The organism is Pseudomonas sp. LBUM1649, from assembly GCF_059716155.1.
In genome coordinates, this window is the sequence record NZ_CP166807.1 from 5,087,423 (window position 1) to 5,112,298 (window position 24,876).

Annotated in this window: 14 protein-coding genes and 1 pseudogene; 10 read left to right on the forward strand and 5 right to left on the reverse strand. The window is 51.1% G+C overall.

All coding sequences use genetic code 11. The annotated features are described in order from the left end of the window. Positions 1-1,390: 1,390 nt before the first annotated feature. The 10 genes and pseudogenes from ACA058_RS23500 (at position 1,391) to ACA058_RS23545 (ending at position 16,209) form a co-directional block, all read left to right on the forward strand. Complete coding sequence (locus ACA058_RS23500; RefSeq protein ID WP_497636123.1) at positions 1,391-3,724, forward strand: type I restriction-modification system subunit M; 2,334 nt, start codon at positions 1,391-1,393, stop codon at positions 3,722-3,724. Next, on the forward strand, positions 3,724-5,100 hold the full coding sequence (locus ACA058_RS23505; RefSeq protein WP_497636124.1) for a restriction endonuclease subunit S: 1,377 nt from the start codon (positions 3,724-3,726) through the stop codon (positions 5,098-5,100). Before ACA058_RS23500 ends, ACA058_RS23505 begins: the two co-directional genes overlap by 1 nt. Then, positions 5,097-5,435: a hypothetical protein gene (locus tag ACA058_RS23510; RefSeq protein WP_497636125.1), complete on the forward strand. Its 339-nt coding sequence runs from the start codon at positions 5,097-5,099 to the stop codon at positions 5,433-5,435. The genes ACA058_RS23505 and ACA058_RS23510 overlap by 4 nt, the downstream gene beginning before the upstream one ends. Next, positions 5,432-7,024, forward strand: coding sequence for a DUF262 domain-containing protein (locus ACA058_RS23515; protein WP_497636126.1), 1,593 nt, complete (start codon positions 5,432-5,434; stop codon positions 7,022-7,024). The genes ACA058_RS23510 and ACA058_RS23515 overlap by 4 nt, the downstream gene beginning before the upstream one ends. Then, positions 7,017-9,107 carry a DUF262 domain-containing protein gene (locus ACA058_RS23520; protein ID WP_497636127.1) on the forward strand — a complete coding sequence of 697 codons (2,091 nt, stop codon included), beginning with the start codon at positions 7,017-7,019 and terminating at the stop codon, positions 9,105-9,107. Before ACA058_RS23515 ends, ACA058_RS23520 begins: the two co-directional genes overlap by 8 nt. Further along, positions 9,104-12,352 carry a type I restriction endonuclease subunit R gene (locus ACA058_RS23525; protein WP_497636128.1) on the forward strand — a complete coding sequence of 1,083 codons (3,249 nt, stop codon included), beginning with the start codon at positions 9,104-9,106 and terminating at the stop codon, positions 12,350-12,352. The genes ACA058_RS23520 and ACA058_RS23525 overlap by 4 nt, the downstream gene beginning before the upstream one ends. Positions 12,353-12,489: 137 nt before the next feature. After that, positions 12,490-12,933, forward strand: coding sequence for a hypothetical protein (locus ACA058_RS23530; protein WP_497636129.1), 444 nt, complete (start codon positions 12,490-12,492; stop codon positions 12,931-12,933). Positions 12,934-13,366: 433 nt separating this feature from the next. Next, positions 13,367-13,666 carry a hypothetical protein gene (locus ACA058_RS23535; RefSeq protein ID WP_401307652.1) on the forward strand — a complete coding sequence of 100 codons (300 nt, stop codon included), beginning with the start codon at positions 13,367-13,369 and terminating at the stop codon, positions 13,664-13,666. 358 nt (positions 13,667-14,024) lie between these two features. Further along, positions 14,025-14,217, forward strand: a pseudogene (locus ACA058_RS23540) (IS5/IS1182 family transposase); the annotation flags it as partial. Positions 14,218-14,556: 339 nt separating this feature from the next. Then, the gene (locus ACA058_RS23545; protein ID WP_497636130.1) at positions 14,557-16,209 is read left to right on the forward strand and encodes a leucine-rich repeat domain-containing protein; all 1,653 of its coding nucleotides are present in this window, start codon (positions 14,557-14,559) and stop codon (positions 16,207-16,209) included. A 145-nt stretch (positions 16,210-16,354) separates the two neighbouring features. Here the strand turns inward: ACA058_RS23545 and ACA058_RS23550 are convergent, their stop codons facing one another. The 5 genes from ACA058_RS23550 to ACA058_RS23570 all read right to left on the reverse strand — a co-directional run bounded on the left by ACA058_RS23550 (position 16,355) and on the right by ACA058_RS23570 (position 24,863). Further along, positions 16,355-16,744 carry a hypothetical protein gene (locus ACA058_RS23550; RefSeq protein ID WP_497636131.1) on the reverse strand — a complete coding sequence of 130 codons (390 nt, stop codon included), beginning with the start codon at positions 16,742-16,744 and terminating at the stop codon, positions 16,355-16,357. A 424-nt stretch (positions 16,745-17,168) separates the two neighbouring features. Continuing rightward, positions 17,169-18,590 carry a group II intron reverse transcriptase/maturase gene (gene ltrA, locus ACA058_RS23555; RefSeq protein WP_497635123.1) on the reverse strand — a complete coding sequence of 474 codons (1,422 nt, stop codon included), beginning with the start codon at positions 18,588-18,590 and terminating at the stop codon, positions 17,169-17,171. Between the two features lie 547 nt (positions 18,591-19,137). After that, on the reverse strand, positions 19,138-19,503 hold the full coding sequence (locus ACA058_RS23560; protein WP_497636132.1) for a histone-like nucleoid-structuring protein, MvaT/MvaU family: 366 nt from the start codon (positions 19,501-19,503) through the stop codon (positions 19,138-19,140). Between the two features lie 206 nt (positions 19,504-19,709). Further along, positions 19,710-19,967: a hypothetical protein gene (locus ACA058_RS23565; RefSeq protein ID WP_497636133.1), complete on the reverse strand. Its 258-nt coding sequence runs from the start codon at positions 19,965-19,967 to the stop codon at positions 19,710-19,712. A gap of 48 nt (positions 19,968-20,015) precedes the next feature. Next, complete coding sequence (locus ACA058_RS23570) at positions 20,016-24,863, reverse strand: DUF3320 domain-containing protein (RefSeq protein WP_497636134.1); 4,848 nt, start codon at positions 24,861-24,863, stop codon at positions 20,016-20,018. Between the last annotated feature and the right edge of the window lie 13 nt (positions 24,864-24,876).

Sequence of the window (24,876 nt, forward strand, 5' to 3'; positions counted from 1 at the left end):
CGATAGTGTCCACGTATTTTTAAGTGGACAACATCGCCCTTATCGCTGGGATCGGGTAGGTGACTTCGCCGGACGCTTACAATAGTCATGCCTATATGCCCGCTAGTGTAGGGTGTCTCAACTGAGCCGATGATTAACGGGTGGCTGTGGCTGGTCAGGATGGTCATGCGGGTAAATTCCTTTCAAGCGTGCAAGCGCACTGTACTGATCCAGCAAGTAAGATACGTGCTCACGGTAAAAGCAGCCATCATGGACATCCGTATAGGTACAGTTTTGGTGCTGATTGGGCTGGGGCAGAGCAATAAAACTCAGTATTTCAGGTCAAAAAAGCAAGTGAATAAGATGCCGTTGCCTTAAATTTTGGTCGGTTCGACCATGGTTCATCTTGGTTAAGCGAACCATGGTCACCGGCAGCTGCTTAAAAGAAAAAATCTAGCCGCGACATACGTCGCAAAAAAGCGATTACACCTGTCCTGCGTGTGAGACTGTCTGCCCTCCTCCGCCATATTCATCTTCTCAAAGCTCTTGAAGGCAATAGACAGAGACAAATGCAATGGTAAAGCAAAGAGTCGATAGCCCCAAAATCTGTAGCCGCCTCGAAAGCGCGCAGGCATCGGGATCTTTGCTTTTGTTTGGTATCAAATAATAGAGCTCCGTTTCCTTTTTTCTGTTTCAAGGGTGGCGAAGTAATATTTTTTGAGAGACTTTCGAGCTCTACTGTTTTGGCCTTTTTTTCAGAGCACTTCCCCAGAAACCCACCTCACCCATAAACGCTACAGAGGTCAGTCTGACGGGGCGCTGCGGAGAACGATGCAATCAACCGTGTCCCGCGTGCTGTCATAGACCCTATTCCTTTTGGAGGCTCTATGTCTTGCGTCAATCGAGGATCTGCGTAGAGCTGACACTCGACTTCTGGATATTTGAAGCTCTCCGGGTAGAGCACTTCGCCCCTCAGCGTCAGGATCAGATGATCATGATAATGACCTTCGTTAGCCCTCAAATTATTGGGCAGGGCTAGGCTGAGCGACCACGTAAAATCCCACCCGGAAAGCCTGATTTGATAAAGGGCTCGTTGCGTTTCGCGCCGAGGTCGGCCTCGTTGAGTTTTAGGTTTGTGCTTGGCTGTACGAGACATAGTGATATCCATCAGAAACGGCCAGTCAATGGAAAGGATTAGCTCCCTACCGGGTTGACCTCAAAGCATAGTCGTAGTGAATACTGGACTGCTGCTCCTAATTCTTAAAGGTGGCGCTCGCGCAAACCAATCAATGAATATCCAATGTCGGGCATACCCGGTGCTGCCGTTGCAGCATAATGCCACCCAGTTTTATCAATAATCGTGCTTCGCACCTCGTCAACAACCGCCAAGCACTGAAGGGAATTTCGAAGAATGTCGCAAGCCTCCAACAACCTGGCCGCCTACATCTGGTCTTTAGCCGATTTACTCCGTGGTGACTTTAGACAAAGCCAGTACGGTCGTATCATTCTGCCGTTCACCTTGTTGCGTCGCCTCGAGTGCGTGCTGGAGGCGAGCAAGGCGGCGGTGTTGGCGGAGCATGCACGCGTCCAGCAACTGAATATCTCCGAAGAAGCCCAGGAAAAACTGCTCCTGCGTGCCAGCGGTGGCCTGTCGTTTTTCAATACCTCGAAAATGGATTTGTCCAAGCTCGGTGAATCCGGTATCAAGGCCAACCTGGAGTCCTACCTGCAGGGCTTTTCCAAAGATGCACGGGAGATTTTCGAACACTTCAAATTCACCGAGTTTCTCGGACAGCTGAACGATGCCAACCTGCTCTACAAGGTTGTGCAGAAGGTACAGAAGACGGACTTAAGCCCTGCGGCTGTTTCCAACCACGACATGGGCCTAGTGTTTGAAGAGTTGATTCGCCGATTTGCGGAAAGCTCGAATGACACCGCTGGGGAGCACTTTACCCCCCGCGACATCGTGCGCCTCACTACTTCCCTGGTGTTTATGGAAGACGATGATGCGCTGACCAAGCCCGGCATCATTCGCACCATTTACGACCCTACGGCCGGCACTGGCGGCTTTCTCTCATCGGGCATGGAATACGTGCATGAGTTGAACCCGCAGGCGGTGATGCGCGCCTATGGGCAGGAGCTTAACCCTGAGAGTTATGCAATCTGCAAAGCCGACATGCTGATCAAGGGCCAAGACGTCAGCAACATAAAGCTCGGCAATACCCTGTCGAACGATCAGCTGTACACCACAGAATTTGACTACATGCTCTCCAACCCACCCTTTGGCGTGGACTGGAAGAAGATCGAGCAAGAGATCAGCAACGAGCACACGCAAAAGGGTTTCAGCGGTCGCTTTGGTGCTGGCTTGCCACGGGTCAGCGATGGCTCGCTATTGTTTCTGATGCACCTAATCAGCAAGCTGCGCGATGGCTCGCAGGGTGGCGGCCGGATTGGCATCATCCTCAATGGTTCGCCATTATTTACTGGTGGTGCTGGCTCGGGTGAATCAGAAATTCGCCGCCACATTCTAGAGTCCGACTTACTCGAAGCCATCGTCGCGCTGCCCACCGATATGTTCTACAACACTGGTATCTCGACTTATGTCTGGGTGCTGTCGAACAAAAAATCCGCAGAGCGCAAGGGCAAGGTACAGCTGATCAATGGCGTCAACCTGTGCGGAAAAATGCGTAAATCCCTCGGCTCCAAGCGCAATGAAATGGATGAAAGCGATATCGCTACGGTAATCCGCGCCTTCGGTAGTTTTGCCGCCGTCGATGCCTATGAGCTAGACAAACAAGCCGTACAGAAAAGCAATCGCGGCCGCCAGGCTGCCAACCCCAAAGCCGAGGTCGCCAAGACCTTCGCCAGCAAGATTTTCAACAGCTATGAGTTTGGCTACCGCCGCATCAGCATCGAGCGCCCTTTACGGCAGTCCTACCAATTCAGTGACGCACGCATCGCTGAATGCCGCTACGCCTCCGGCGCCCTCAACAGTGCCATGAAATGGCTCTACCAAGAGTACAGCGCCGTAGAGGGTGAGGACTGGAGCGATGATGACACCTGTAAGCGTTACGGTGACCTGAGCGCACATGAAGACGCCATTCGCCGTTATTTCAAACTGCACTTCGCCGACCTGAAAGAGAAGCACATCAAGGATTTGCTCAACAGAACAACATGGCTGGATCAGAAGCGGCTTTTAGCCAAGGCACAAGGCCTGCAGGCCAGCATCGGCACTGCCCAGCACGACGACATGAACACGTTTGATGACGCGATCAAGGCCGCCTGCAAGCAACAAGGTATTACTCTGGATGCCAAAGACAAAAAGCAGATTATCGATGCGGTGAGCTGGAAGAACCCATCCGCCGCCAAGGTCATCAAGAAAGTTCACAAAGCGAAAGCCAATCCCCTATATGGCTTGTTCGCCGTCGACGGCGAGGTGCTGGAGTACCAAACCGATAGCGACCTACGCGACAACGAAAACGTCGCACTTGACCCGAGCCAGAGCGCTAACGCGATCAACGAAGCTTACTTCTATAAGGAAGTGCAGCCTCATGTGCCTGACGCCTGGATTGATGCCAGCAAGAAAGACGAGAAGGATCAGGAAGTCGGCATAGTTGGTTATGAAATCCCCTTTAACCGGCACTTCTATCAGTATCAACCGCCACGGGATTTACTCGAAATCGATACCGATTTGGATGCCGTGTCTGCAGAAATCATGCAACTACTGCAGGAGGTGCACTCATAATGGTTGAAAAGTATAAGGCCTATCCAGAGTATAAGAATTCTGGAACTCGTTGGATGGGCGACGTTCCTAAGGATTGGAGTCTCATACCGCTTAAATATTTATGTCAGTTTAGTGGTGGAGGCACACCAAGCAAAGATAGTCCCGAATATTGGAACGGCAATATTCCTTGGGTTTCACCAAAAGATATGAAGACTTCCAGAATCACATCAACTATCGACAACGTTACGGAAAGGGCAATCAACGAATCCTCAACAAATTTAGTGGATGAGGGCGCTTTATTGGTGGTGGTACGATCAGGAATCCTTCAGCACTCAATACCGGTGGCAATAAATGATGTTCCTGTAACCTTGAATCAAGACATGAAAGCAATTCGCTTCAACGCTCGACTGAATGCCCAATATGCAATGTATGTAACTATTGGTAGCCAGGTAGCACTATTGCTTGAATGGAGAAAGCAAGGTGCTACGGTTGAAAGCATAGAACAGGAGTATCTCGCAAATACGGTCTTCCCTGTCCCACCAGTCAACGAGCAAGACAAAATCACCAAATTCCTAGATGTCGAAACTGCAAAAATCGACACACTGATCGAAAAGCAACAACAGCTCATACATCTTTTAAAAGAAAAGCGCCAGGCGGTGATTAACCATGCCGTTACCAAAGGTTTGAATCCAAACGCCAAAATGCGCGATTCGGGTGTTGAATGGTTGGGGGAAGTGCCAGAGCATTGGGCCCTTAGTCAACCAAGATATGCTTGTTCTTTCGTTGGTGGGGGAACCCCGACGAAAGAAAACTTAGATTTTTGGGGTGGGGACATTCCTTGGGTATCACCGAAGGATATGAAGCAAGATTATCTATCAAGCGCGCAAGACACAATAACACCCGCTGCGCTCTCTCATTCAGCGGTGAAATTAATTGACACCGGTGCAGTGCTGATCGTTGTAAGGGGGATGATTTTAGATCATTCAGTTCCAGTTGCGCTTTCGGAGGTAAAACTGACTATAAATCAAGATATGAAAGCCTTGATCCCGAATTCTAAACTGGACGGTGAATACCTGCTCTATTGCCTTAAGGGAATGCGGGATAATATTTTGGACTTGGTGGAAAGTTCTGCGCATGGTACGAAGTGCTTAAGAACGGAGCAGTTCGATAGGATGGCGCTGCCACTTCCACCCTTGAATGAGCAGCTTAAAATTATTGCACACCTCAAGGATACACTTAGTCGCATTGACAAACTAACTTCAAATACTGAATTAATGATTGGATTGGCAATAGAGCGCCGCACCGCCCTGATATCCGCCGCTGTTACCGGAAAAATAGATGTTAGAAACTGGATTGCTCCTCAAGCTAAGCTAATCGACAAGGAGGTCGCCGCATGAGTGCGTTGGGTGGCGGTAAGGCCAACGAACTAACCATTCAGAACGATATGCCCAAGCATCTCGTTGCCAAAGGTTGGCTGCTAGGCAAAACGGAAAACTTCAACCGTGCAATCGCCTTGTACACCGAAGACTTGCTAGGCTTTGTCAAAGAAACCCTGGATGAACAGTGGCAAAAATTCCGCGTGCTGTCCCCCACCCACCCCGAGCAGCACTTTCTTGAGCGGGTAACCAGCCCGCTGGAAAAAACCGACCCCAATTCCAGCAGCGCCATGCGGGCTTTTTGCACTGCTCCCGCCGTTGGCCGCTGTGAGCCTGCGAAGGCGCTAGCTGCATGACTAGCCCGGCCTCTGTAACAGTTGCCACACAAACGTTGCGGGAGTTAGGCGAGAGACCTTTGGCCATCCCGGAGTACCAGCGCCGCTATTGTTGGGGGCCACAGCAGGTTGCGTCGTTATTGGCTGATATCGAGCAGCAACTCCAACCAGCGGAGGCAACCTCCTCTCAAGCGCCGTTGTTTCTCGGCACGATAATCCTGCATCAGGAACCCGCAGAGATTACAGGCACTAAAGACCAGCTGGTCGATGGCCAGCAACGCTGTTTGACCTTGGTCTTGCTGTTGCAAGCACTGGGGAAAATTGAACCACTGGCAGTCAAACAACTGCTTCAAGCGGAATTCCCTGACAGCCAGTCGCAGCAGAACCTGGCGGCCAACTTTCGGCAAATTGAACGCTATCTGGCTACTGAGCCCGGCAGCAAGTGGCAGATCGAGAAGCTGCTGGACAAGCTCCAGTTCGTGGTGATCAGCATCTCCTCGATTGACCAAGCTTTTGCCTTTTTCGATAGCCAAAATACCTCCGGCAAGCGCCTGAGCGATTTTGACCTGCTCAAGGCCCGGCATCTTCGCGCCGTGGTCTCGGACGCCAGTGTGGGTATTGGCTGCTCTAACCTGTGGGAGGCGTATGAGCGGCAAAAGGTCGGTAACGGCCAACGCCTGGCCTATTTCTTGACCGAGCAGATTCTGGCGCGCACGCGTTTTCGCCAACGTGGTAATAAAGTGGACGACTTGCAACTGGTGAAGGAGTTCGCCGTACAGGCACCGAAACCCACAGCCGACGGCCCTAAGACCATCCAGCTATCGCCGCCGACGGCCGTGAGTTTTTATCGCGACTGGAATGTTAGCCATGACGCTAACCACTCTGAGGCCGATGTGTTCACATTCACAACGTTGGTCAATGTGAATGGCTCGCAGGTTGCCGTCGAAGAGCGCAGCGTCTCGCGTCTACCGTTACAGCTGAATCAACCGCTATTGGGCGGCGAGCAGTTCTTTTTTTATATCGCCAAATACACCGAGCTGTATAAACAGCATTTCCCGCTGGACATTACGTCAGGCAATTCAACGCTCGTTGAACCAGAGCAGCAGAATGCAACCCTACACGGACGTTTGCTGCAGCTCCATCGTGCGGTTGAGCAAGGGCAGGATGCCGGCTATTCACGGTTAATCGAAATATGGCTGGCGATGCTAGTGTTTTATCTGGATCGCTTTGCTGAGGATGAACGCTTTGCCTCCTTTGCGACCTTGGCAGATCAATACGTGTTCAGCCTGCGCATTACCGAAGGCTCGTTACGCCGCAGTACCGTAGAAAATCATTTTGCAACAAATGAAATTTTTGCCGACCTGTTGCAATGCCCATCCTCACTGCAGGCCGTGGCTCTGATCGAAAAACTGAGTGGCAAACAGGCACAAGCGCTACTGAAATTTGAGCCAGCGCAGGTGGAAAAAACCAAAAAAAGGCCAGTGATACGACGTTATCTCAAGGCGTTCGCAAGCACCTACGCAGTGGGTAATAGCCCGCATTTGAATAGCCACACGTCTTTAGCGACTGTCTTGCACGCCAAGTTCTTCAAGGATGAGCAACATGCCTAATCGCGCCCATGAGCTTACGGCGAATAAATACAGTGCACAGCGTATGGTCAGCGGCAGTGAAGAGCACGCAGGACACATTCCTGCGCTGGACACACCCTTTCTGATTCCCATCTACCAGCGCCTGTACACGTGGGAGACGCAGCACGTCGAGTGCTTGCTCCAGGACGTCTGGGAGGCTTACCAGCAGCAGTCAGACACCGAATATTTTATCGGCGCGGTGGTCGTCAGCCCAATTGATGATGGCCGTCTTGAACTCATTGACGGCCAGCAGCGCATGACCACCTTATGGCTTATTGCCTCCGTGCTGGTGACTGCACCGCTAGGTTTAAGCCTTGACTCGTTACCCAAGTGGCGAAGCTTTATGGCTGTCGGTGCCAAGCAACCACCAGTCGCCCGGTTGGATTTCTCTGGTCGCGAGCAAGACAAGCAGGCATTGGCGGCTTTCATGCGCAACTGGGGCTGCGACTGTGGTTGCGCATCGAGCACTGAATGCAATGGCTGGTTAAAAAACGAAGCTATGGTTGTTGCCCGCAAAACGATAATCAACTTCTTCAACAGACTGGCCAACCAGCCTCAGCAAGAGGAAGGTATGACAGGCGCTGGTCGAGTGCAGGCATTCAGTGACTATCTATGGGCCAAGGCCACGTTCGTCGTTACCAAGCTGCATCAAGAGACCGATAAGAATCGATTTTTTGACAGCATGAATAGCCGTGGCGTGCAGCTCGAAAAACATGAAATTCTCAAGGCGCGATTGCTCAACCAACTGCCAGAGGTAGAGCGACGGGTTTATGCTTGGGCGTGGGATCTGTGCGCCGACATTGATGGGTATGTTAAAAACAGCTTACAGGCCGAGCTCGACTATGGGCGAAGCGCACACCACATTGGAACTCACTTGCTGAGTAAGGTAACTACCCGAAGTGAGGGCGGTACAGACTCTTTAGTAGAGGGTACACGGACATTAGCGCACATACTCAATACCCCAAATGCAAAAACAAACACTGTAGACACTGACGAAGAATTATCCACGAAGTATAAAAGCTTCGTTTCATTTCCAGTTTTTTTGCTGCATGTGTTGAGAGTGTTTGTTGGTGACTCCACACCTAGCAGTGACCATGCGGGTGTTTCGGTCGATCATAAAAAACTGCTTGCTGAGTTTGACAAGCATTTTCCGAGTAACCTCGAGCATCAGCACAAACCGTTTGGTGACAAGACGCAGTGCAAGGCGTTTATCCATTGTTTGCTGCGCTGTCGGCTACTCATGGACAATTTTATGATTAAAGGCCATGTTCATGAGAGCAGTCACGTGGCGACGCGCTGGGAGATTGCCTCACCATTAGCAGAAGCTTCCAAAAACAATCAGCGAACCAAGCGTACCGGCCAACACTGGGACTCCATCAGCATGCTGCAAAGCATGATGTATTTCAGTCAAGACTTGACCCGTGTGCCTTGGTTGACGGAAGCGCTGAAAGCATTATATGAGCCAGGTGCCCAACTTGATGACGCCAAGAACCTGCTGAATGGGCTAACACAGCAAGATGCACGTTATGCGCAAACGGTCGCCAGAGGCAAAAGCCTGCAGGAGATTTTTGGCGTGGGTGATACCTTTGCACTGTGTGACGGCCTAGGCACAGATACTCCGCATTATTGGTTTTACAAGCTTGAGTATTTACTCTGGGAGTGCTGGTTCAATGCTGACGATCCCGACAATAAACCTGTGAGACCAGAGATTTTGAAGGGTAGCGCCACTATTTTTCGTATGCGCCATGTTACCTCAGTAGAACATGTCAGCCCTCAAAGTAAAAACACAGGTGAAATCACTCAGCTGGATCGCTTTGGTAATCTTGCGTTGTTGTCCGTTGGCGAGAACTCGACCTATAGCGATAAAGACCCCGTTGAGAAAAAAGGAATGTTCAGGGCGAGCCTTAACAAAGGCATAATTCAATCATTGAAATTGGCGGATATATTTTCTTCGATAAATGACGATAGCGACTGGTGCGATACAGCCATGAAGAAGCACGAAACCGCCATGGCTGCGGTCTTGCTTGATGCACATCCAGAATTAGCGCAAGGAGCGACGCAATGAGCAAAGCCGGCGAACTGATGTTTCAAAACGACATGCTCAAGCATCTGGTCAGTACCGGCTGGTTGCTTGGCAAAGCCGAACACTACAACCGTGAACTGGCCTTGTACCCAGAAGACCTGCTGGGGTTTGTGCAAGATACCCAGCCCGAGCAGTGGCAAAGATTCTGCGCGCTATACCCCTCCCAACCTGGGCAGCACTTTCTTGAGCGGGTCGCCAGCCAGCTGAATAAAACCGACCCCAACGCCGCCAGTAAAGAGATGCGCACCTTCGGCACCTTAGGCGTGTTGCGTCACGAACTACGCCATCGTGGTACTCGTTTCAGCCTGTGCCAGTTCAAGCCTGAGCACGAGCTAAACCCTGACACCTTGATGCGTTATGCCAAGAACCGTTGCCGGGTGGTGCCGGAGCTGGTGTATTCACCTTGGGCCACACAAGAACACCTCGAACAAACCGGCAGCAAGGCCAAAGCCTGGCGAATCGACCTGGTGTTGTTTGTAAACGGTTTACCAGTAGCCACACTGGAGCTGAAATCCGAATTCAAGCAGGCCGTCCACAACGCCATTAAGCAATACAAAACCACCCGGCTTGCCACCGACCCGGTGACCAAAAAGCCCGAACCGCTGCTGACCTTCAAGCGAGGCGCCCTGGTGCATTTTGCCGTGAGCCAGTACGAGGTCTATATGACCACGCGACTGGAGGGGACAGACACCTTCTTCCTGCCGTTTAACAAAGGCACCTCGGTCGGCGGTGCTGGTAATGATGCGCCGGCAGACATTAACCAGTACGCCACTGATTACCTGTGGAACGAGGTGTTGCTACCCAGTAACTTGCTGGCGATTCTCGCGCACTTTGTGCACCTACAAATTGAAGAGAAGGAAGACTGGCAGGGCCGTAAATACAAAAAAGAAAGCCTGATTTTCCCGCGTTATCACCAGTGGGATGTGGTGAATAAATTGGTCACTGACGCCCGCACTGAAGGCCCTGGGCATAAATATTTGATCCAGCACAGCGCGGGTTCCGGTAAGTCCAACTCGATTGCCTGGGTCGCGCATCAACTATCTGCGCTCTACGACGAGCAGGGCTGCAAGCAATTCAACTCAGTGATTGTGGTGACGGATCGCACCGTACTGGATGATCAGCTACAAGACACCATCAACCAGTTTGAACACGTCGATGGTGCCGTTGGCCGCATCAATAATCAGGAAGGTGACGGCTCCAAATCGGAGAAGCTGGCGGCCGCGCTGGAAAACTCACAGCCGATTATTATCGTCACCATTCAGACCTTTCCCTACGTGCTACGCGCCATCGAGAATAGCGTTAGCCTGAAAGAACGCAGCTACGCGATCATTGCCGACGAAGCCCACTCCTCGCAAACCGGCTCTACAGCGCGTCAGCTGAAAGAAGTGCTGATGATTGAGGCCAAGGCTGATGGTGAGGACGAACTCAACTCTGAGGACATTCTCGATGCCGCTGTGGCGTCACGCAAGGCGTCAAAAAACCTGAGTTACTTTGCCTTCACCGCCACGCCGAAAACCAAGACGCTGGAGCTGTTTGGCCGTTTGCCCAAGCCCACTGAGCAACCCTCTAAAACCAATAAGCCCGAGGCCTACCATGTGTACAGCATGCGTCAGGCCATTGAAGAGGGCTTTATTCTGGATGTGCTGAAGAACTACACCAACTACAAAGTGGCCTACAACCTGGCGCAAAAAATCGATAAGGCCGATCAGGAAGTTGAGAGCAAAAAAGCCAAGGTCAAGCTCAATCAGTGGGTGCGCCTGCACGAGTACAACATCGCGCAAAAGGTGCAGGTGATCGTTGAGCACTTTCGCAGTAACGTCATGGGCCTGCTGGGTGGGCAAGCCAAAGCCATGGTAGTCACCAGCTCGCGCAAAGAAGCTGTGCGCTACAAGCTGTGTTTTGACAAATACATCGTCGAAAAGGGCTACCAAAAAATCCATGCCATGGTGGCGTTCTCCAGTGAAGTGGAATTCACCGAGAAAGATCCTAACGCTGTCGCGCTACTCGGCAACAAATACACCGAGAGCAACATGAACCCCAACCTCAAAGGCCGTGACATGCGCAAAGCCTTTGATAGCGATGATTATCAAGTGATGATTGTTGCCAACAAATTTCAGACCGGCTTTGACCAGCCCAAACTCTGCGCCATGTACGTAGACAAAAAACTCGGCGGTGTGGAGTGCGTGCAGACCCTGTCGCGCTTGAATCGTACTTATCCGGGCAAGGCGGAAGTCGGCACCTTCATCCTGGATTTCTTCAACGAGCCGCAGGAAATCCTCGACTCGTTCCAGCCGTACTTTCAGACGGCAGAACTGGCAGATGTCTCAGATCCAGACTTGATTTTCGATCTGTTTGAGAAACTCAATGCTGCGGGCATTTACAAGTCGAGCGAGGTTGAGCAGTTCTGCGCGGCCTTCTTCGTCAAAAACAAAAGCAATGCGGCGATTGCCAACATTTGCAAGCCTGCGGTCGAGCGCTGGACGAAACGCTACAAGCAGGCGGTTGAGGCCTACGCGCACTCGAAAGAAATATTTGAGCGGATTAAAAAGACTCAAGATGCGGTGTTGATCGCCAACGCGGAGAACGACCTGAAGCAATGCAAGCAAGCCAAGGACGCCCTCGACATATTCAAAAAGGATCTGGGCACCTTCGTGCGCTTCTATGAATTCATGTCGCAGATCGTCGATTACGATGACAAACAGCTGGAAAAGCTCAGCCTGTATGCGCGCAATCTAAGCCCAATGCTGCGCGAAACCGCTGTGGATGAGGATGATATTGACCTCAACAGTATCGTGCTCAGCCATTACCGCGTATCGAAAATACGCCAGCAAGACCTAAAGCTAATAGAAGACTCGCCCGACTATAAACTGGTGCCTGGTGAGGGGCTTGGCTCAGGAACGGCAAAGGACATCAAGGAGGAGCTGCTTTCGCAGATTCTAGAGCGGCTCAACGAGCTGTTTGTGACTGATCAGCTGACTGACAAAGACATGGTGAATTACGCCTACACCATCCGTGACAAGGTCAGTGAAAACCAATTGGTCATGCAGCAACTGGCCAACAATACCGCCGAGCAAGCACTCCTGGGCAACTTTGCCAACGCGGTAGATGACGCAATTATGGACAGTGGCGATGCTCACCAGAATCAGATGATGCAATTGTTATCTGATCCAGCTAAAGCCAGTAAGTTTGCGAAGGTGGTTTTTGATTTGCTTAACTTGACAACGTAATTACTGTCTCCACTATTTGAGAAATAGCTTTTTGTGGGCGTAACAGGGCACTCAACGGGATATCCGCTGACGAGACAGCCGATTAACGTCGGCGTTGGGCCTCACGAAGACACACTGATTCCACGGAGCAAATCTTCATGCCACGAAAAAGTAGACCACTTGCATTTGAGTCAGAAGACTTCAAGAACATACCCATCGAAGTTCGCAGTTTTGCAAAGGCTTTTCACGATTTTTCGGCTGCAACACAACAGGTACGGCGTTGGCTAGGAACCTCACCACTAACTCAAGATATCCATAGCTTTATGGACAAAGTTGAATACACGGTAGCAGGTGCAAAGCAACAACTCCAACGCGCAATTGATCGGGAATCCTTCGAAGGTATCGATGAAAGAATGCAGATTGAAGGGATTTCACTCGAGAACTTCCTACAGTCAGGCCCTACAATCTCGCTTCCGACGCATGAGAGCGAAGAGCACGAACGATTCTTCAGCGCGGTCGATGAGCTCCACGAACACCTCATTGGACTCGCCAAGGAGCCCGCATTCAGTCTCGCAAGATACCTCCTCAAGGCCAAGTTTTAAGACGAGCCCCTAGCCCAACCGAACTAACCACGGCGTGAGACCTTCCTGTGTGGCGCTTTGGGTAAAATCATATTGCATAGTAAGCCTAACAAGTCAGCCAGCCAGACTGTTGAAATGCTACGATTTTTACCCTCTGGCTACGCCCAACGTTAGGTTCTAATTCCAAAATAGCAAACTTAGCTCAACCCAAAACCAAGGATACTATGTAAAAAGACCTGAACGGCTAAAGACATTTCATCCAGGAATGACCTGAAAAGACTTTTTTCCGAAAATTACAAACCAGTAACTATGCAGCGTACAGTACATGTAATATTATGAAAGCGGGGCTTTTCCAGAGCCTCTCTAGAGGCAGCATTATTACTAGCTCACGCCATCCACTGGCACTAGCTGAGCGAAAACATTATTTTTAGACATTCCATAAAAGGAGATGTAAATGGAGTTCGATAAGCTGGTAGAAATTATAAAGCAGGTCGCTACTGAGCAAGGCTATGAAATAACTGACGGAGAAAGAAAGTTTCAAGTTTATATCGACAACTATAATGCTGTTGCATTTGAGATCTTAGCAAATTCCTCCTCTGGATATATTCAGGTTCACCAGTGGGAAAGCGGCGAAATAGAAGGTGACGGAAAATACGGGCGCGGCGTATATTCTCTACGTAACTACAGCGACGTCGTTCACTTTTGTAACATTATGATGGCTAGTGCAGTTATTCGCGCCCGTCGTCGTACTTAATAATCGGTCAAGTCGTTCGCCGGGCCCGCCCCTTAACCTGAGCGTGAGCAAATGGCTGCTTGGGGTCGACTGCGGCCCATCGCCACCGGGGGCACTCGACCCTATGCGGCCGGTCGGCACTGGCAGAAGTCGGCCTGTTGCAGTCGATGCGGAATTGACCTACGTGCCGAAGCAAGAATGACCTATCGCCAATTGGTACAAATCCAACAAGGAGAAGGTTCGCAAGGAATCAGACTGGGTCAGTGACGTCTCGGCAACTGGGCCGATTTGGCATCGGCGCCAACGGCAATATCGGTTGCGTGCGATCCAGTGCCTGGATCTTAGTTTTCTCGTCAACCGACAGCACGATAGCGGCATCATCCGTTACGCCAAAGCACAGGACAGAGCCAAGGTTGAGCATCCATTTCGAGTAATCAGCGCCAGTTTGGTTATACGATAGTGCATTATCATGGTCTGATGAAAAACTCCGCACAACAGGTCACGCTATTTGCCCTGTCCAACCTGTGGACGTGCGAATAGTGCTACTGGGTACGGGAGTGGTGCGCCTGTAATGCAGGAAAAGCATCTTGAAAAGGTGTTATTCAAGGGTAAAACGATGAATCAAGAGCAGGAAAGGTCTGATTTCTGACTAAACCAGCGTTTTTTGAACCTCAACCAAGGAAGGTATCAAAAATCGCTGACTACTTCAGACCATCCCTAGCAAATGTTGTTGCCATGGGAGCATTAGAAATACGCCACCTGCCTCAGGATTCGCATGACTTGCAAGACATTTAAATCCACTAAGCAATGGCCTCGCACCATGAATGTTATATGCTTAGTTTCCAGATACACTTGCGAGCCCCCCAGAATCGCATATGCCTGCATGAACTTACTACATAGGAATCCGATTAATGTCTTCAGTCCAATTTGGTGATTTTTCAGCGGCTTTATCATTCTTGCGCGAAATAAAAGCTGGAATGGTTAAACGCAACCCGCGAGGGCAAGGTTACCAGTGGTCATCAGATAATGAAGACTTAGACGGATACCAGTTATCATTTTTAAAGGCGTATTGTGGAATTGAATCTACCTGGACAGATACAGAAACAGGGTTGACGTGGTTACTGGAAACCACTTATTTTGCCAAATTTTCCTATTCTAAGGGCGAGTTTAATTTCGCCGGACATAATGATTGGAGAGCCCCAACTATAACAGAACTCAAGACTCTGCGAGCACCTATCAAGGATGAACACGGAGCGTTTGTAAAGCCTCCTCTGTCTGGCCGCCTGATGGGGGCTTATGCTTGTTGCACACCAGTGCGAAGGGGTTGCCGCGATGATGGTATGGTTTGGAATTTCACATCCAACAAATCTTCTGAAGTGCAATACAGGGAAGGAAAAATACAGTGGGGAGCCGAAGGAGAATACGCAGGATTTGAAAAAGATAGAATTTCGGGGGAAGGAGCATTAATTTACGTTAGGGGGTGTAGAACAGATAAATTGAGCGAATGGGCCGAAACCCTGGTTCGATGGGCTGATGAAAATGAGTATCACGATTTCCCCGTGACTACAGAAACCATCCTAGCGTTGGAGACATTAGGCCTAGAGGATGGCAAATTTCCCGAACATTTATCCAAATTAGAAAATTTACGTAAAGTAAATTTATACCAATGCAAGACAGCGCCGCAAGAACTTATTACCCTTAAAAACCTCGAAGAGTTAAATTGGAAAAATGACTTCTTCGATGACGAAACTGATGGGGATATTTGCGACCTACCTGATGAACTTGGAAAATTGAGTCGCTTGACTTCCTTAGTGGTGCAAGATGTGGGGATCAAGACGCTCCCATCATCAATAGGTAAACTTCTGAATCTTAAAATCTTGCATATCAAAAATACGCAACTTGATACGCTGCCGGATACAATTGGGGGATTGGAAAGTCTTGAGGAAGTCATCCTCACCTTCAATAACTTAACAGTCTTACCTTCCTCCATTACAGCTTTAAAGAGCTTACGCCACTTAACAATTAGAGAAAGAGGTATTGAAGAACTACCAAATGAGCTTGGCTGCCTAACCACGTTAGAAACTATTGATTTTGACTCAACTCCGCTACATTACCTTCCGGATAATTTTGTCAATTTAAAGAAACTTACGAAACTCTCTATTCAGTGGAGTAAACTGACAGCAATCCCTGACTGGCTTACAGAAATTAATAGCTTGCAATCGCTAAATGTCTCATTCAATAGAATCAACAGCTTACCTTTAAATATAGGGCAAATGCGTCAGCTAGAAAGCCTAAGATTTATCGGAACACTCATATCCGAGCTACCCGAATCGCTAAAGCAACTTGATAAATTGCGGGTCCTTGGCATGTCTGGAACTCCATTGCTTGCTATTCCTGATTGGATTGGGGGCATGAAAAACCTAACCAATATAAACGCTGCTTGCATGTGGTACATAAAAAAACTTCCACAGTTTGAAGGTAAGAACCTTAGTAGCTTTTTGGGTACATTAGATCAACCCTATGGTCGAGCTTGGTTAGAGTCAATTGGGTGGCCAGGAAAATAATCCGGCGTACGTCCTGAGGTGCAAAAGTTGTCGCGTAGATGCGTGCCAAAAAGTGCTTTCACCGATCAATTTATCGGCAGTTTGAGAAAAGCGACTTTTTCAACACAATCGACCAAAAGCGGCCCGCTAAACACCTTGTAATTCCTTAAGATGACCTGAATTCAATTTCGAAACGGTCACCATCCCAAAATGTGACCTTTCCGAGCCAGTCTTCCTTTATATGAAATCGGTTTTTTAGCTTGCTGGCATCTTTCCCTTTGCGAACGGCGTCTTCGTCGTCAGTTCTTGCAATGACAACTCGAACAGGCTGGTTTGTATCGTATGCTTTTGCGATTCGCTCTCTAAATTCAATATTTCCATGACCAGACCAGCGCGAAACGCAATCTACATATTTAATCACGCTGCTCTCTGACTTGATGAAAAACTGCTGCCACAGGCTGACTACCAATTCGCCTTTATTATTTTCTGACGAAACCGACCAATTGACATTCTTGAGCGTCGCTCCATATTTAGCAAAGCAATCTCTAATACCCATTGTTAACCTCTATTAATGCAAAACTATAAATATACACTGAATCACCACTGATTTCGTAAGCATCTGCGATTGACCTCTTTTGACCGTTATCTGCCGATGTGAACGGCTGAGTGCGCTGGTCACATTGGATGCAATGGGTGGTCAAGTGCGGGGCAATTTCGCAATGGCTGCGGATTTCACTCCCACTCAGACACCAGTTCAACGAACATCCGGACACTGAGTCCACACTGATCCGGACATGTACACTCTGCACCGCTTCCTTGGAAGCAGCCATGACCTGATCCCTGAAAACCCTCGATTGAGTTAGGGGTAGAGACGATGTTGTGGGTCAATTCCAGTGCCCGAGTGAGACGATCGAGTAGGAGGCGGTTTCACAACCGCCGTCCTCTCACGCCACCGTACGTACGGTTCCGTATACGGCGGCTCAAGTTATGCGGCTAAGCCGGTTTATCGTATCCAGTATCGAGACCAGCCCTAGCTGATCCCACAGCTTCTTCGGTAACGCCTGATTCATATGTGACGCCCCCGAGTTCCACCATGGTCCGCGACCATTGAAGGCTGATTTGCAGGCGCGCGCTTCGCTAAGCCCCAAGCGCATCAAGTTGCGCGCCCTCGTAGAGGGCTGCTTCCATTGGCGCCAGATGACGCAGCGAAGTTTATGCCGCACCCACCCGTCCAGCTCCTCAAGGGGGCGCTTGCTCTGACTGAGCTTGAAGTAGCCCGCCCAACCGCGCAGTACGGGGTTAATCCGCTCGATGACGTTCGCCATCTTGTGGCCCCGTGCGCCGCGCAGCAGGTTTCTGAGTCGGTCGCGTAAGCGACCCAGACTCATCGTCGCTACTCTTAACCTCGGTTGTTGATGCCAGCTCATCCCGTAGCCCAAGTAATCACACATCCACGACCCGGCTACTCGGCTCTTTTCCCGATTCAGCGTCAGTTTCAGACGCTGATTCAGGAAACGCTCAACACCAGCCATCACTCGCGCGCCAGCACGAGGACTGCGCACATAAATGTTCGCATCGTCGGCATAGCGCACGAAGCGATGGCCCCGCCGTGTCAGCTCTTGGTCGAGTTCGTTGAGCAGGATGTTCGACAGCAACGGCGAGAGCGGGCCGCCTTGCGGCGTCCCTTCCTGCCGTCGGCTGGCGATCCCGCCCGACATCACGCCGGCCTCTAGATAACGACGGATCAGCCTGAGCACCCGCTTGTCTTCAACCTGACGCTGCACATGGGCCATCAATACATCGTGGTTGACCCGATCGAAGAACTTCTCCAGATCGAGTTCCACACACCAGCGGTGGCCCGCCGCCACATGGGCACGGGCTGTTTCGATGGCTTGGTGGGCGCTTCTGCCCGGACGGAAGCCGTAGCTATAGTCCGAGAACAGCGGGTCAAAGATCGGCGTGAGCTGTTGCAGCAGTGCCTGTTGGATCAGGCGATCCACGACGCTGGGGATACCCAGCTGTCTTGTCCCGCCTTTGGGTTTGGGGATTTCGACGGCGCGTACACCTTGCGGGTGATACTCACCGGCCAGCAACCTGGCCTTGAGGGTTGGCCAATACTGTTCCACGTAGCCCGCCAATTCGTCGACCGTCATGCCATCGGCACCCGGCGCCCCCTCGTTGCTGACCACGCGGTGATACGCACGCTTGAGGTTGGCCGATGCAAGCACCCGCGCCATCAGCGTGTCCGGCTCCGCGTTCGTCCACATCACAGACGTCGCCGATGCCTGCGCACTGCCAGCCGTCGCCCGCGGATTCTGTCCGGAACTAGGGGTCACAGTTCTCCCTCGGAGAAATTTCTGCTTTTCGACATTCGACGAGACTCTGACGCCTACTGGCGGCATAACCTGTTCGGCCCTTGGTGGCAGGGTTATTTGCCACTTACTACGGCCTCGGCTGACTTCTGCACGTTCATCCCGTCGCCTCTCGACGCTCGGTAGCACAGTGGCAAACGTGCAGATCTCCCAGGGTAATTCGCGCGACCTTCCTGCTTATGCCTGTCGGATCTACGTCACAGCGTTCCGTGCAAGTATTGGGCTTTGGCAATTATGGCTACCTTACCCCGCTGCACCGCCTAATCCGCTTCCTGTTCGTCAGGCCAGCATTTTGCCCCGGGCTTCCTTCAGATTCGCAGTCGCCTGCGACACCCTTGCCTTCGGCTAACACTTCCCCTTGCCGGGTGTGTAGAGGACTTTCACCTCCAAGTCACCAGCGTGACCACCACAGCCAAACTGGTTGCGCTTGCGCGCAACGCGCCATGCCTGGCGCACCATAAAAAAATCCGATGCCAGTTCAGGCATCGGATTTTGAGTTCTTACGGCCAAAGGTCAAGCGATAGGGCTTTACTGATCGGCATAACCCTCAAAGGGCCCTTTTGTACTCAAACAAAAATCACTTGGTCAGCCAGGACTCAACGGTCGCGGAACCGTGCTCTGCTTTCCATTCCTTCAGCGTTTTGTGATTGCCGCCTTTGGTTTCGACGACTTCACCGGTGATCGGGTTTTTGTAGACCTTAACCTGGCGTGGCTTCCGAGTAGTGGCTTGGGGCTCAGCGACTGGTGCACGACGACCAGACTTCGGATCAAGCAGGTTGATCACGTCTTTCAGGCTGTAGCTGTATTCACCCAGCAGTGCACGCAGCTTGGTCTCAAATTCAATTTCTTTCTTCAAGCCAGCATCGCCTTTCAAGGCTTCGAGAGCTTCGAGCTGTTCTGCAAGGTGCTTTTCGAGTTGGCGGAATTCTGCGAGCTTGGACATGGAAACCTCGGATTAGTAATGTTTAGCACTATATTAAAAATGCACTCAACTGAATAGCAACTCGTAAAACCGTGTCAATTTCTCAGCGCGTCAACGCTCCAATTTGTCCCGTCACAAACCAATTGGTTATTCACGACATGTGCCATCAATTCAAAGTGACTCAATGGCAATAGTGGTGAGCGCAGTGTACGCATCTGGCTTCATGTCTAGGCTTCGTGGTTTAGAAGCTCGGACGGAGCATCAAATCGAAGGCCCTGCTCGTCGGCTGCCTCCATTATGATATAGCCCAACTTGGTCATGGTTTGTTCATAGAGCTGCAGTACCTGCTCCAGCCGCTCCAGTTCCGCAATGTCACGGTCATTAATCGGCTTGAACTGTATTTCCTCGTGGCGCAGCGCCTCCACCTGCTGCCCCAACGCCAAAGCGCTGCGCAATTGCTCAGTTATCTTCAGGGTCTCACTCATTGAGGGGGAGTTCCTTATTTGTGGGTGTGGATTGTTTACACATCAACATTACCGAAACGTCACTTGCGCACTAGCCTCAGTCGCAATTCCGCGTACTTCCTCCAAACCGTCGATACGGCTGGATTGCACGGGTGAAACATGGCACAAAATGAGTCCAGAAACCTCGGTCAAGCCTCCTGAGGCCAGTAGCTTCTGTACACGCCCCTCCAGAATTGCTGAGATTTTCGCAGTGGCACGCCCAAAGCCTATCAGCGCTAGAGCGCCTGAAATAGCTTCTTCCACTGTCATTGAGAAGCCTAGCGTCACAGTTTCCGTTATTGCCAGGTCGAGCTCTTCTGGCGCCACCAGTTCGATTTTTCGTTCAGCCGCCTCCAACTGCGAGCGGTTTCTAATTTTGACGGTTGGGCTACCGCTCGCGTAGACAAAGCCATCCTGATGGCGAAACAGCTGATGACGGCAACCCTCCCGAATGGCCGTCTCTACCGCTGAAGTGATCCTCGCACCAGCGCGACCAACACCAAACGCATCCATGAGCCGTCGGGTGATATCGCTTTCGTGGACAGGGGCTTCGATGTCAATGACGGTCTTAATCATTTGCACGAGCTTTTCGGGCTTCTCTTGATGGAGCTGCACGGCGGTATCTATGACCGGCGTCAGGCGCGCCTTCACATAGGGGCGGTTCGAATTTGAAAGTTTCTCCCCGGCGGGTTGTCCCCGGATGATTTCATGTCTGGCTTGTGGGGTGCCTTCGGGGACAATGATATCGCGGCGTTCGGACAGGCTTTTACGTGCGGCCTCGATCGCCGCCACGGCCCGGGTGATTTCCTGCTGTGGGTTGCGGAACCAATCGGTGCTCCAGATTCGATGGAAGTTCCATCCCAATCCTTCCAGCACCCCCTGGCGCAAACGATCCCTGTCACGGGCAGAGCGCGAGCTGTGGTATGCCGCACCGTCACATTCAATTGCCAGAACATATCGACCAGGATATTCAGGATCTTTGACCGCGATATCAATAAAGTAACCCGCCGTTCCCACTTGCGGTTCGACTTCAAAATTACGTTCACGGAGTGCGTCCATCACCTCCATTTCAAACGGCGAATCTGCCGCTTTCCCCGTTTCTTTGGCGACTTCCAACTCCCCGGTTTCTGCAAACTTCAGGAAATTCTTTAGGGCCCTTACGCCTAGCGGAGCACTGGTCTCCAACTCCATTTCATCGGCCCTAAAATTACAAAATACCCTCATAGCCATCTTCGCGCGCGTGATCAACACGTTCAGTCGTCGATGACCGCCTTCGCGATTAACTGGGCCAAATTCTTTAGCAATTCGCCCAGACTCATTGCGGCCATAGCAGATACTGATGAAAATCACGTCGCGTTCATCACCCTGGATATTTTCAAGGTTCTTGACGAAGAATGGTTCGCTGTTTTCGCGAGTAAAAAACGCCTCGGCGTCAGGTGTTTGCCGACGCAGCAATTCGACCTCAACCAGAATCAAGTCTCGCTGCGTCACACTAAATGCTGCAACCCCCAACGACAGCTCGGGCGTACGCAACGCGTGATCCATCACCGCCTTGGCCACAGACTTGGCCTCTTCTTTATTCGTCCGAGTGCGCCCACGGTCATAAAGAGCCTGGGGCAAATAATCGAAACTGACCCCTTTGGCATAGGGGTGCTGACCGGCAGACGGAAAGACGACCAATTTGCTCTCATAGAACTCAACGTTTGAAACCGCAATCAGTGACTCGTGCCGACTGCGATAGTGCCAGCGAAGATAACGCTCCTGACTGCCCGCAGCCTTAAACATGGTCAGAATGCTTTCGATATCACCAGTCGCGCTGTCGTCGTCATCCAATTCGACTTCTCGACTGAAGAAGTCCGTCGGTGGCATCTGTCGCGTATCACCGACCACCACAACCTGCTTGCCCCGCAGAATCGCACCGAAGGCATCGATAGCTTTTACCTGAGAGGCTTCGTCGAATACCACAACATCAAATTCCAGTTTCCCCGGTGGCAGGAAGTTGGCAATCGACATCGGGCTCATCATGAAGACTGGTTTAATTTGCTGAATTGCGCGCCCAGCTTTCTCGATCAATAGGCGGATGGGCATATGACGGCGTTTTTTGTTGATCTCGGCTCGAAGAACTGCCATTTCACCTGGCTGGTTAATGTTCGGCATACTTTCCCAAACCTGTTTCGCCAGGCTGGTTTGCGCGTGGCGCAACGACGCTATATCCAAATTACGGAATCGGCTTATCTGGTGTTCGTGTTTGATGCGGTCAAACTGCTGCAGGGCTGGTTTTTCGGCGTAAACACGTTGCACCAGACCCGAGTACCAGGAAAGATTCAGAATATCCGGCAATAGCATTGGTTCGTCGCTTGTCGCGGCGAGCTGCACCAACTCTTCGAGCCCTTCCTCTCTTAATTGTCCTGCCAGCACATTGAAGCGCGCCATTTGGTACAGCGCTGTTAGGCCTTCTAACCACTGCTGTAAACATAGGGCGAGGGTATCCAATCCCAGTGCTCGCACATCCTCTTTTTTGTTCTGGGACTGCATGCCTGTGACGTCCAGAGCACTTATCAGTGCCTTATCCAGACCTGTCACATGCTGCTGAATACTCGCGACAGCCTCACCGAGCCCGCTGGCATCTGAGTGTCCAGCCAGAAAGCCAATGATTCCTTGCGGTATTTGACCGTTACCCAAGTCGTCATGCAGCTGAATGACCCAACTACTCAGGCGATCCAAAACGCCCCAATCGGACTTCTGACGTTGCCATTGAGCTCCGAATAGTGCGCTACCGAGTACCTCATGTTGATCATAGGTTTTCTTGCTCTGCTGATACGTCAGGACAGAATCAACCAGCGCCAACATTTCTCCTGTTGTTTTGGGCAAAGTCTCACGTGCTAGCCCCTGTAGTCGCGTGCGCGCTGAGCGGAAGCGACCAGAAAAAATGCGCCACCATTTTTCGCCATGGGCTAGTAGGCTCTGTCGAACCTCTAATAAATCCTGCTCCCAGGCCGCATCAATCAACATACTGTCATGCCTGTCGCGGCATGCAGTCATCTGCTCTCCGGCGTCCAGTAACTCACGTATGACATCACGACGAGACTGCCATTCTCCTGTCGAAAGGTGCACCCCTTCCAACCGGGGCGCCTCAGCGGCTCGTCGCGCGGCACGGCAAATTACATCTACATCAGCCAAAGTCGCTGGTTGAGTGAGTAGTAATCTTTCTGAGAGGGCACCGGCGGCAGATTGGAGGGCTATGAGGTGAGAACTCGCCTGATGCAACGCATCCGTCGCGCTGCTTTGTTCAATTGGAGAAAAATAGGTGCGCTCGGTACCCCAGAACACGCTGTGATCCGGGCGCCCCATTTCCTCCAAGTGCAGCACTAATTCCTTAACTAGCTCCCCGCGATTCCGCTGGTCTGCATGGCTCCAAGTGGCCATAGGAGCGAAAGACAACGTCGGTAAGCCGGAACGTGTACGTTTCAATTTCAGAAAGCTGCCTAGTACCTCAACAAAAGGTAAGCCGCTCGCGCCTGCCAGAGAACTGACCGCCTCGCAGTACAGGTTCAGGCCATCTTGCAATTGCTTCAAGCTGGCCAGATCCTCCTCACCCACTTTGGTAAGAGGTCGCCCCTGCTCGAGGGTGCGTGCCAGCTCTTTAAGCACTGATTGTTTAGTGGATTTATGGCTATGCAACTCGAAGACCGCATCGCCCAGATGGCTCTCATCGAGACGGCGCTTTACCACTTCCAAAGCTGCCATTTTCTCAGCAACAAAAAGCACCGTCTTTTTCTGTCCGATCAGTTCGGCAATGATGTTGGTGATTGTCTGTGATTTACCCGTGCCCGGTGGCCCTTGTATCACTAGGTTTGACCCTGCACGCACCTCGAGAATGGCTTCGGTCTGGCTGCTGTCGGCATCTTTGACGAACCGAATCTCTCCGGGGTTAATGACCGAATCAATATTAACGTCCTCTGGATAAGCTGCCCGGAGATCACCGAAACCGCCCCCAAGCAGGCGTTTCATCACCCCATGCCCATCGGGTTGTTTTTCCTCTGGCCAGCTTTTCGGATCAAGATCTTTGAACATCAAAAATTTGCCGAAAGAAAAGAAACCCAATGCGATTTCATTCGGTGCAACCTTCCAGCGTTTCTGCTTACTGACCACATCTGAGACATCAGAAAAATAACCACTCAGAGCATCATCACTGTCTTGCTCTTCGCGGAAGGTACAAGTTGATAAGTCGAGGCCGAAGTCTGTTTTTAGCTTGGCAACCAGAGAGAGATTCTCAACCAGATCATCACCGGAATATTTGAGCGAAAATCCGTCTTTCGCCCCACTGCGCTGCAAAGTTACCGGCAGCAACACGAGGGGGGCCTTGCGCAAGTTTTCCGAACTGTCGGCCTCAAACCAATGAAGAAAACCCAGCGAGAGGAACAAGGTATTAACGCCCTGCTCTTCGATGAACCCCTTCGCCTCGCTGTGTATTTTCAGCAATTGGAGGAACAGGCGCTCATCTTCCAACGCAGTCTGCAACCGAGTATCGGTATGTCGGCGAGCTTTACCTGTTTCACTATCACAATTATCTGGTGCCGACTTTGACCAATCCAAGCTATCAAGTTCATGGATCATCTGCTCATCATTTGCAGATTCTTCGTCGTACCCTTCCGGATTGGCTGACCTGGCCAGTTCTGCGATTTTATTGCGAGCCATGGATGCGAAAACCATGGCCTTTTCTTGACGATAAAGAATGTTGAAAACTTCCTCGGAAACCTCATCCACCACCATGAGATTTTTGGCTGTCTTACGGAAGTTGAGCATGTTGTTACGAAGCCCGATATCCAGAAGCTCTTTCCGGCTGCTCTGTAGCTTCTGAATAACTCCTTCACTCATTTACCATCCCCCT

What these genes read in the sequence shown, in the direction of transcription:
- ACA058_RS23510 (WP_497636125.1), top strand. Translation starts at nt 5,097, where the DNA reads ATGAGTGCGTTGGGTGGCGGTAAGGCCAACGAACTAACCATTCAGAAC.
- ACA058_RS23535 (WP_401307652.1), top strand. Translation starts at nt 13,367, where the DNA reads ATGGAGTTCGATAAGCTGGTAGAAATTATAAAGCAGGTCGCTACTGAG.
- ACA058_RS23505 (WP_497636124.1), top strand. Translation starts at nt 3,724, where the DNA reads ATGGTTGAAAAGTATAAGGCCTATCCAGAGTATAAGAATTCTGGAACT.
- ACA058_RS23500 (WP_497636123.1), top strand. Translation starts at nt 1,391, where the DNA reads ATGTCGCAAGCCTCCAACAACCTGGCCGCCTACATCTGGTCTTTAGCC.
- ACA058_RS23530 (WP_497636129.1), top strand. Translation starts at nt 12,490, where the DNA reads ATGCCACGAAAAAGTAGACCACTTGCATTTGAGTCAGAAGACTTCAAG.
- ACA058_RS23545 (WP_497636130.1), top strand. Translation starts at nt 14,557, where the DNA reads ATGTCTTCAGTCCAATTTGGTGATTTTTCAGCGGCTTTATCATTCTTG.
- ACA058_RS23515 (WP_497636126.1), top strand. Translation starts at nt 5,432, where the DNA reads ATGACTAGCCCGGCCTCTGTAACAGTTGCCACACAAACGTTGCGGGAG.
- ACA058_RS23560 (WP_497636132.1), bottom strand. Translation starts at nt 19,503, where the DNA reads ATGTCCAAGCTCGCAGAATTCCGCCAACTCGAAAAGCACCTTGCAGAA.
- ACA058_RS23525 (WP_497636128.1), top strand. Translation starts at nt 9,104, where the DNA reads ATGAGCAAAGCCGGCGAACTGATGTTTCAAAACGACATGCTCAAGCAT.
- ACA058_RS23570 (WP_497636134.1), bottom strand. Translation starts at nt 24,863, where the DNA reads ATGAGTGAAGGAGTTATTCAGAAGCTACAGAGCAGCCGGAAAGAGCTT.
- ACA058_RS23520 (WP_497636127.1), top strand. Translation starts at nt 7,017, where the DNA reads ATGCCTAATCGCGCCCATGAGCTTACGGCGAATAAATACAGTGCACAG.
- ACA058_RS23565 (WP_497636133.1), bottom strand. Translation starts at nt 19,967, where the DNA reads ATGAGTGAGACCCTGAAGATAACTGAGCAATTGCGCAGCGCTTTGGCG.
- ACA058_RS23550 (WP_497636131.1), bottom strand. Translation starts at nt 16,744, where the DNA reads ATGGGTATTAGAGATTGCTTTGCTAAATATGGAGCGACGCTCAAGAAT.
- ltrA (WP_497635123.1), bottom strand. Translation starts at nt 18,590, where the DNA reads ATGCCGCCAGTAGGCGTCAGAGTCTCGTCGAATGTCGAAAAGCAGAAA.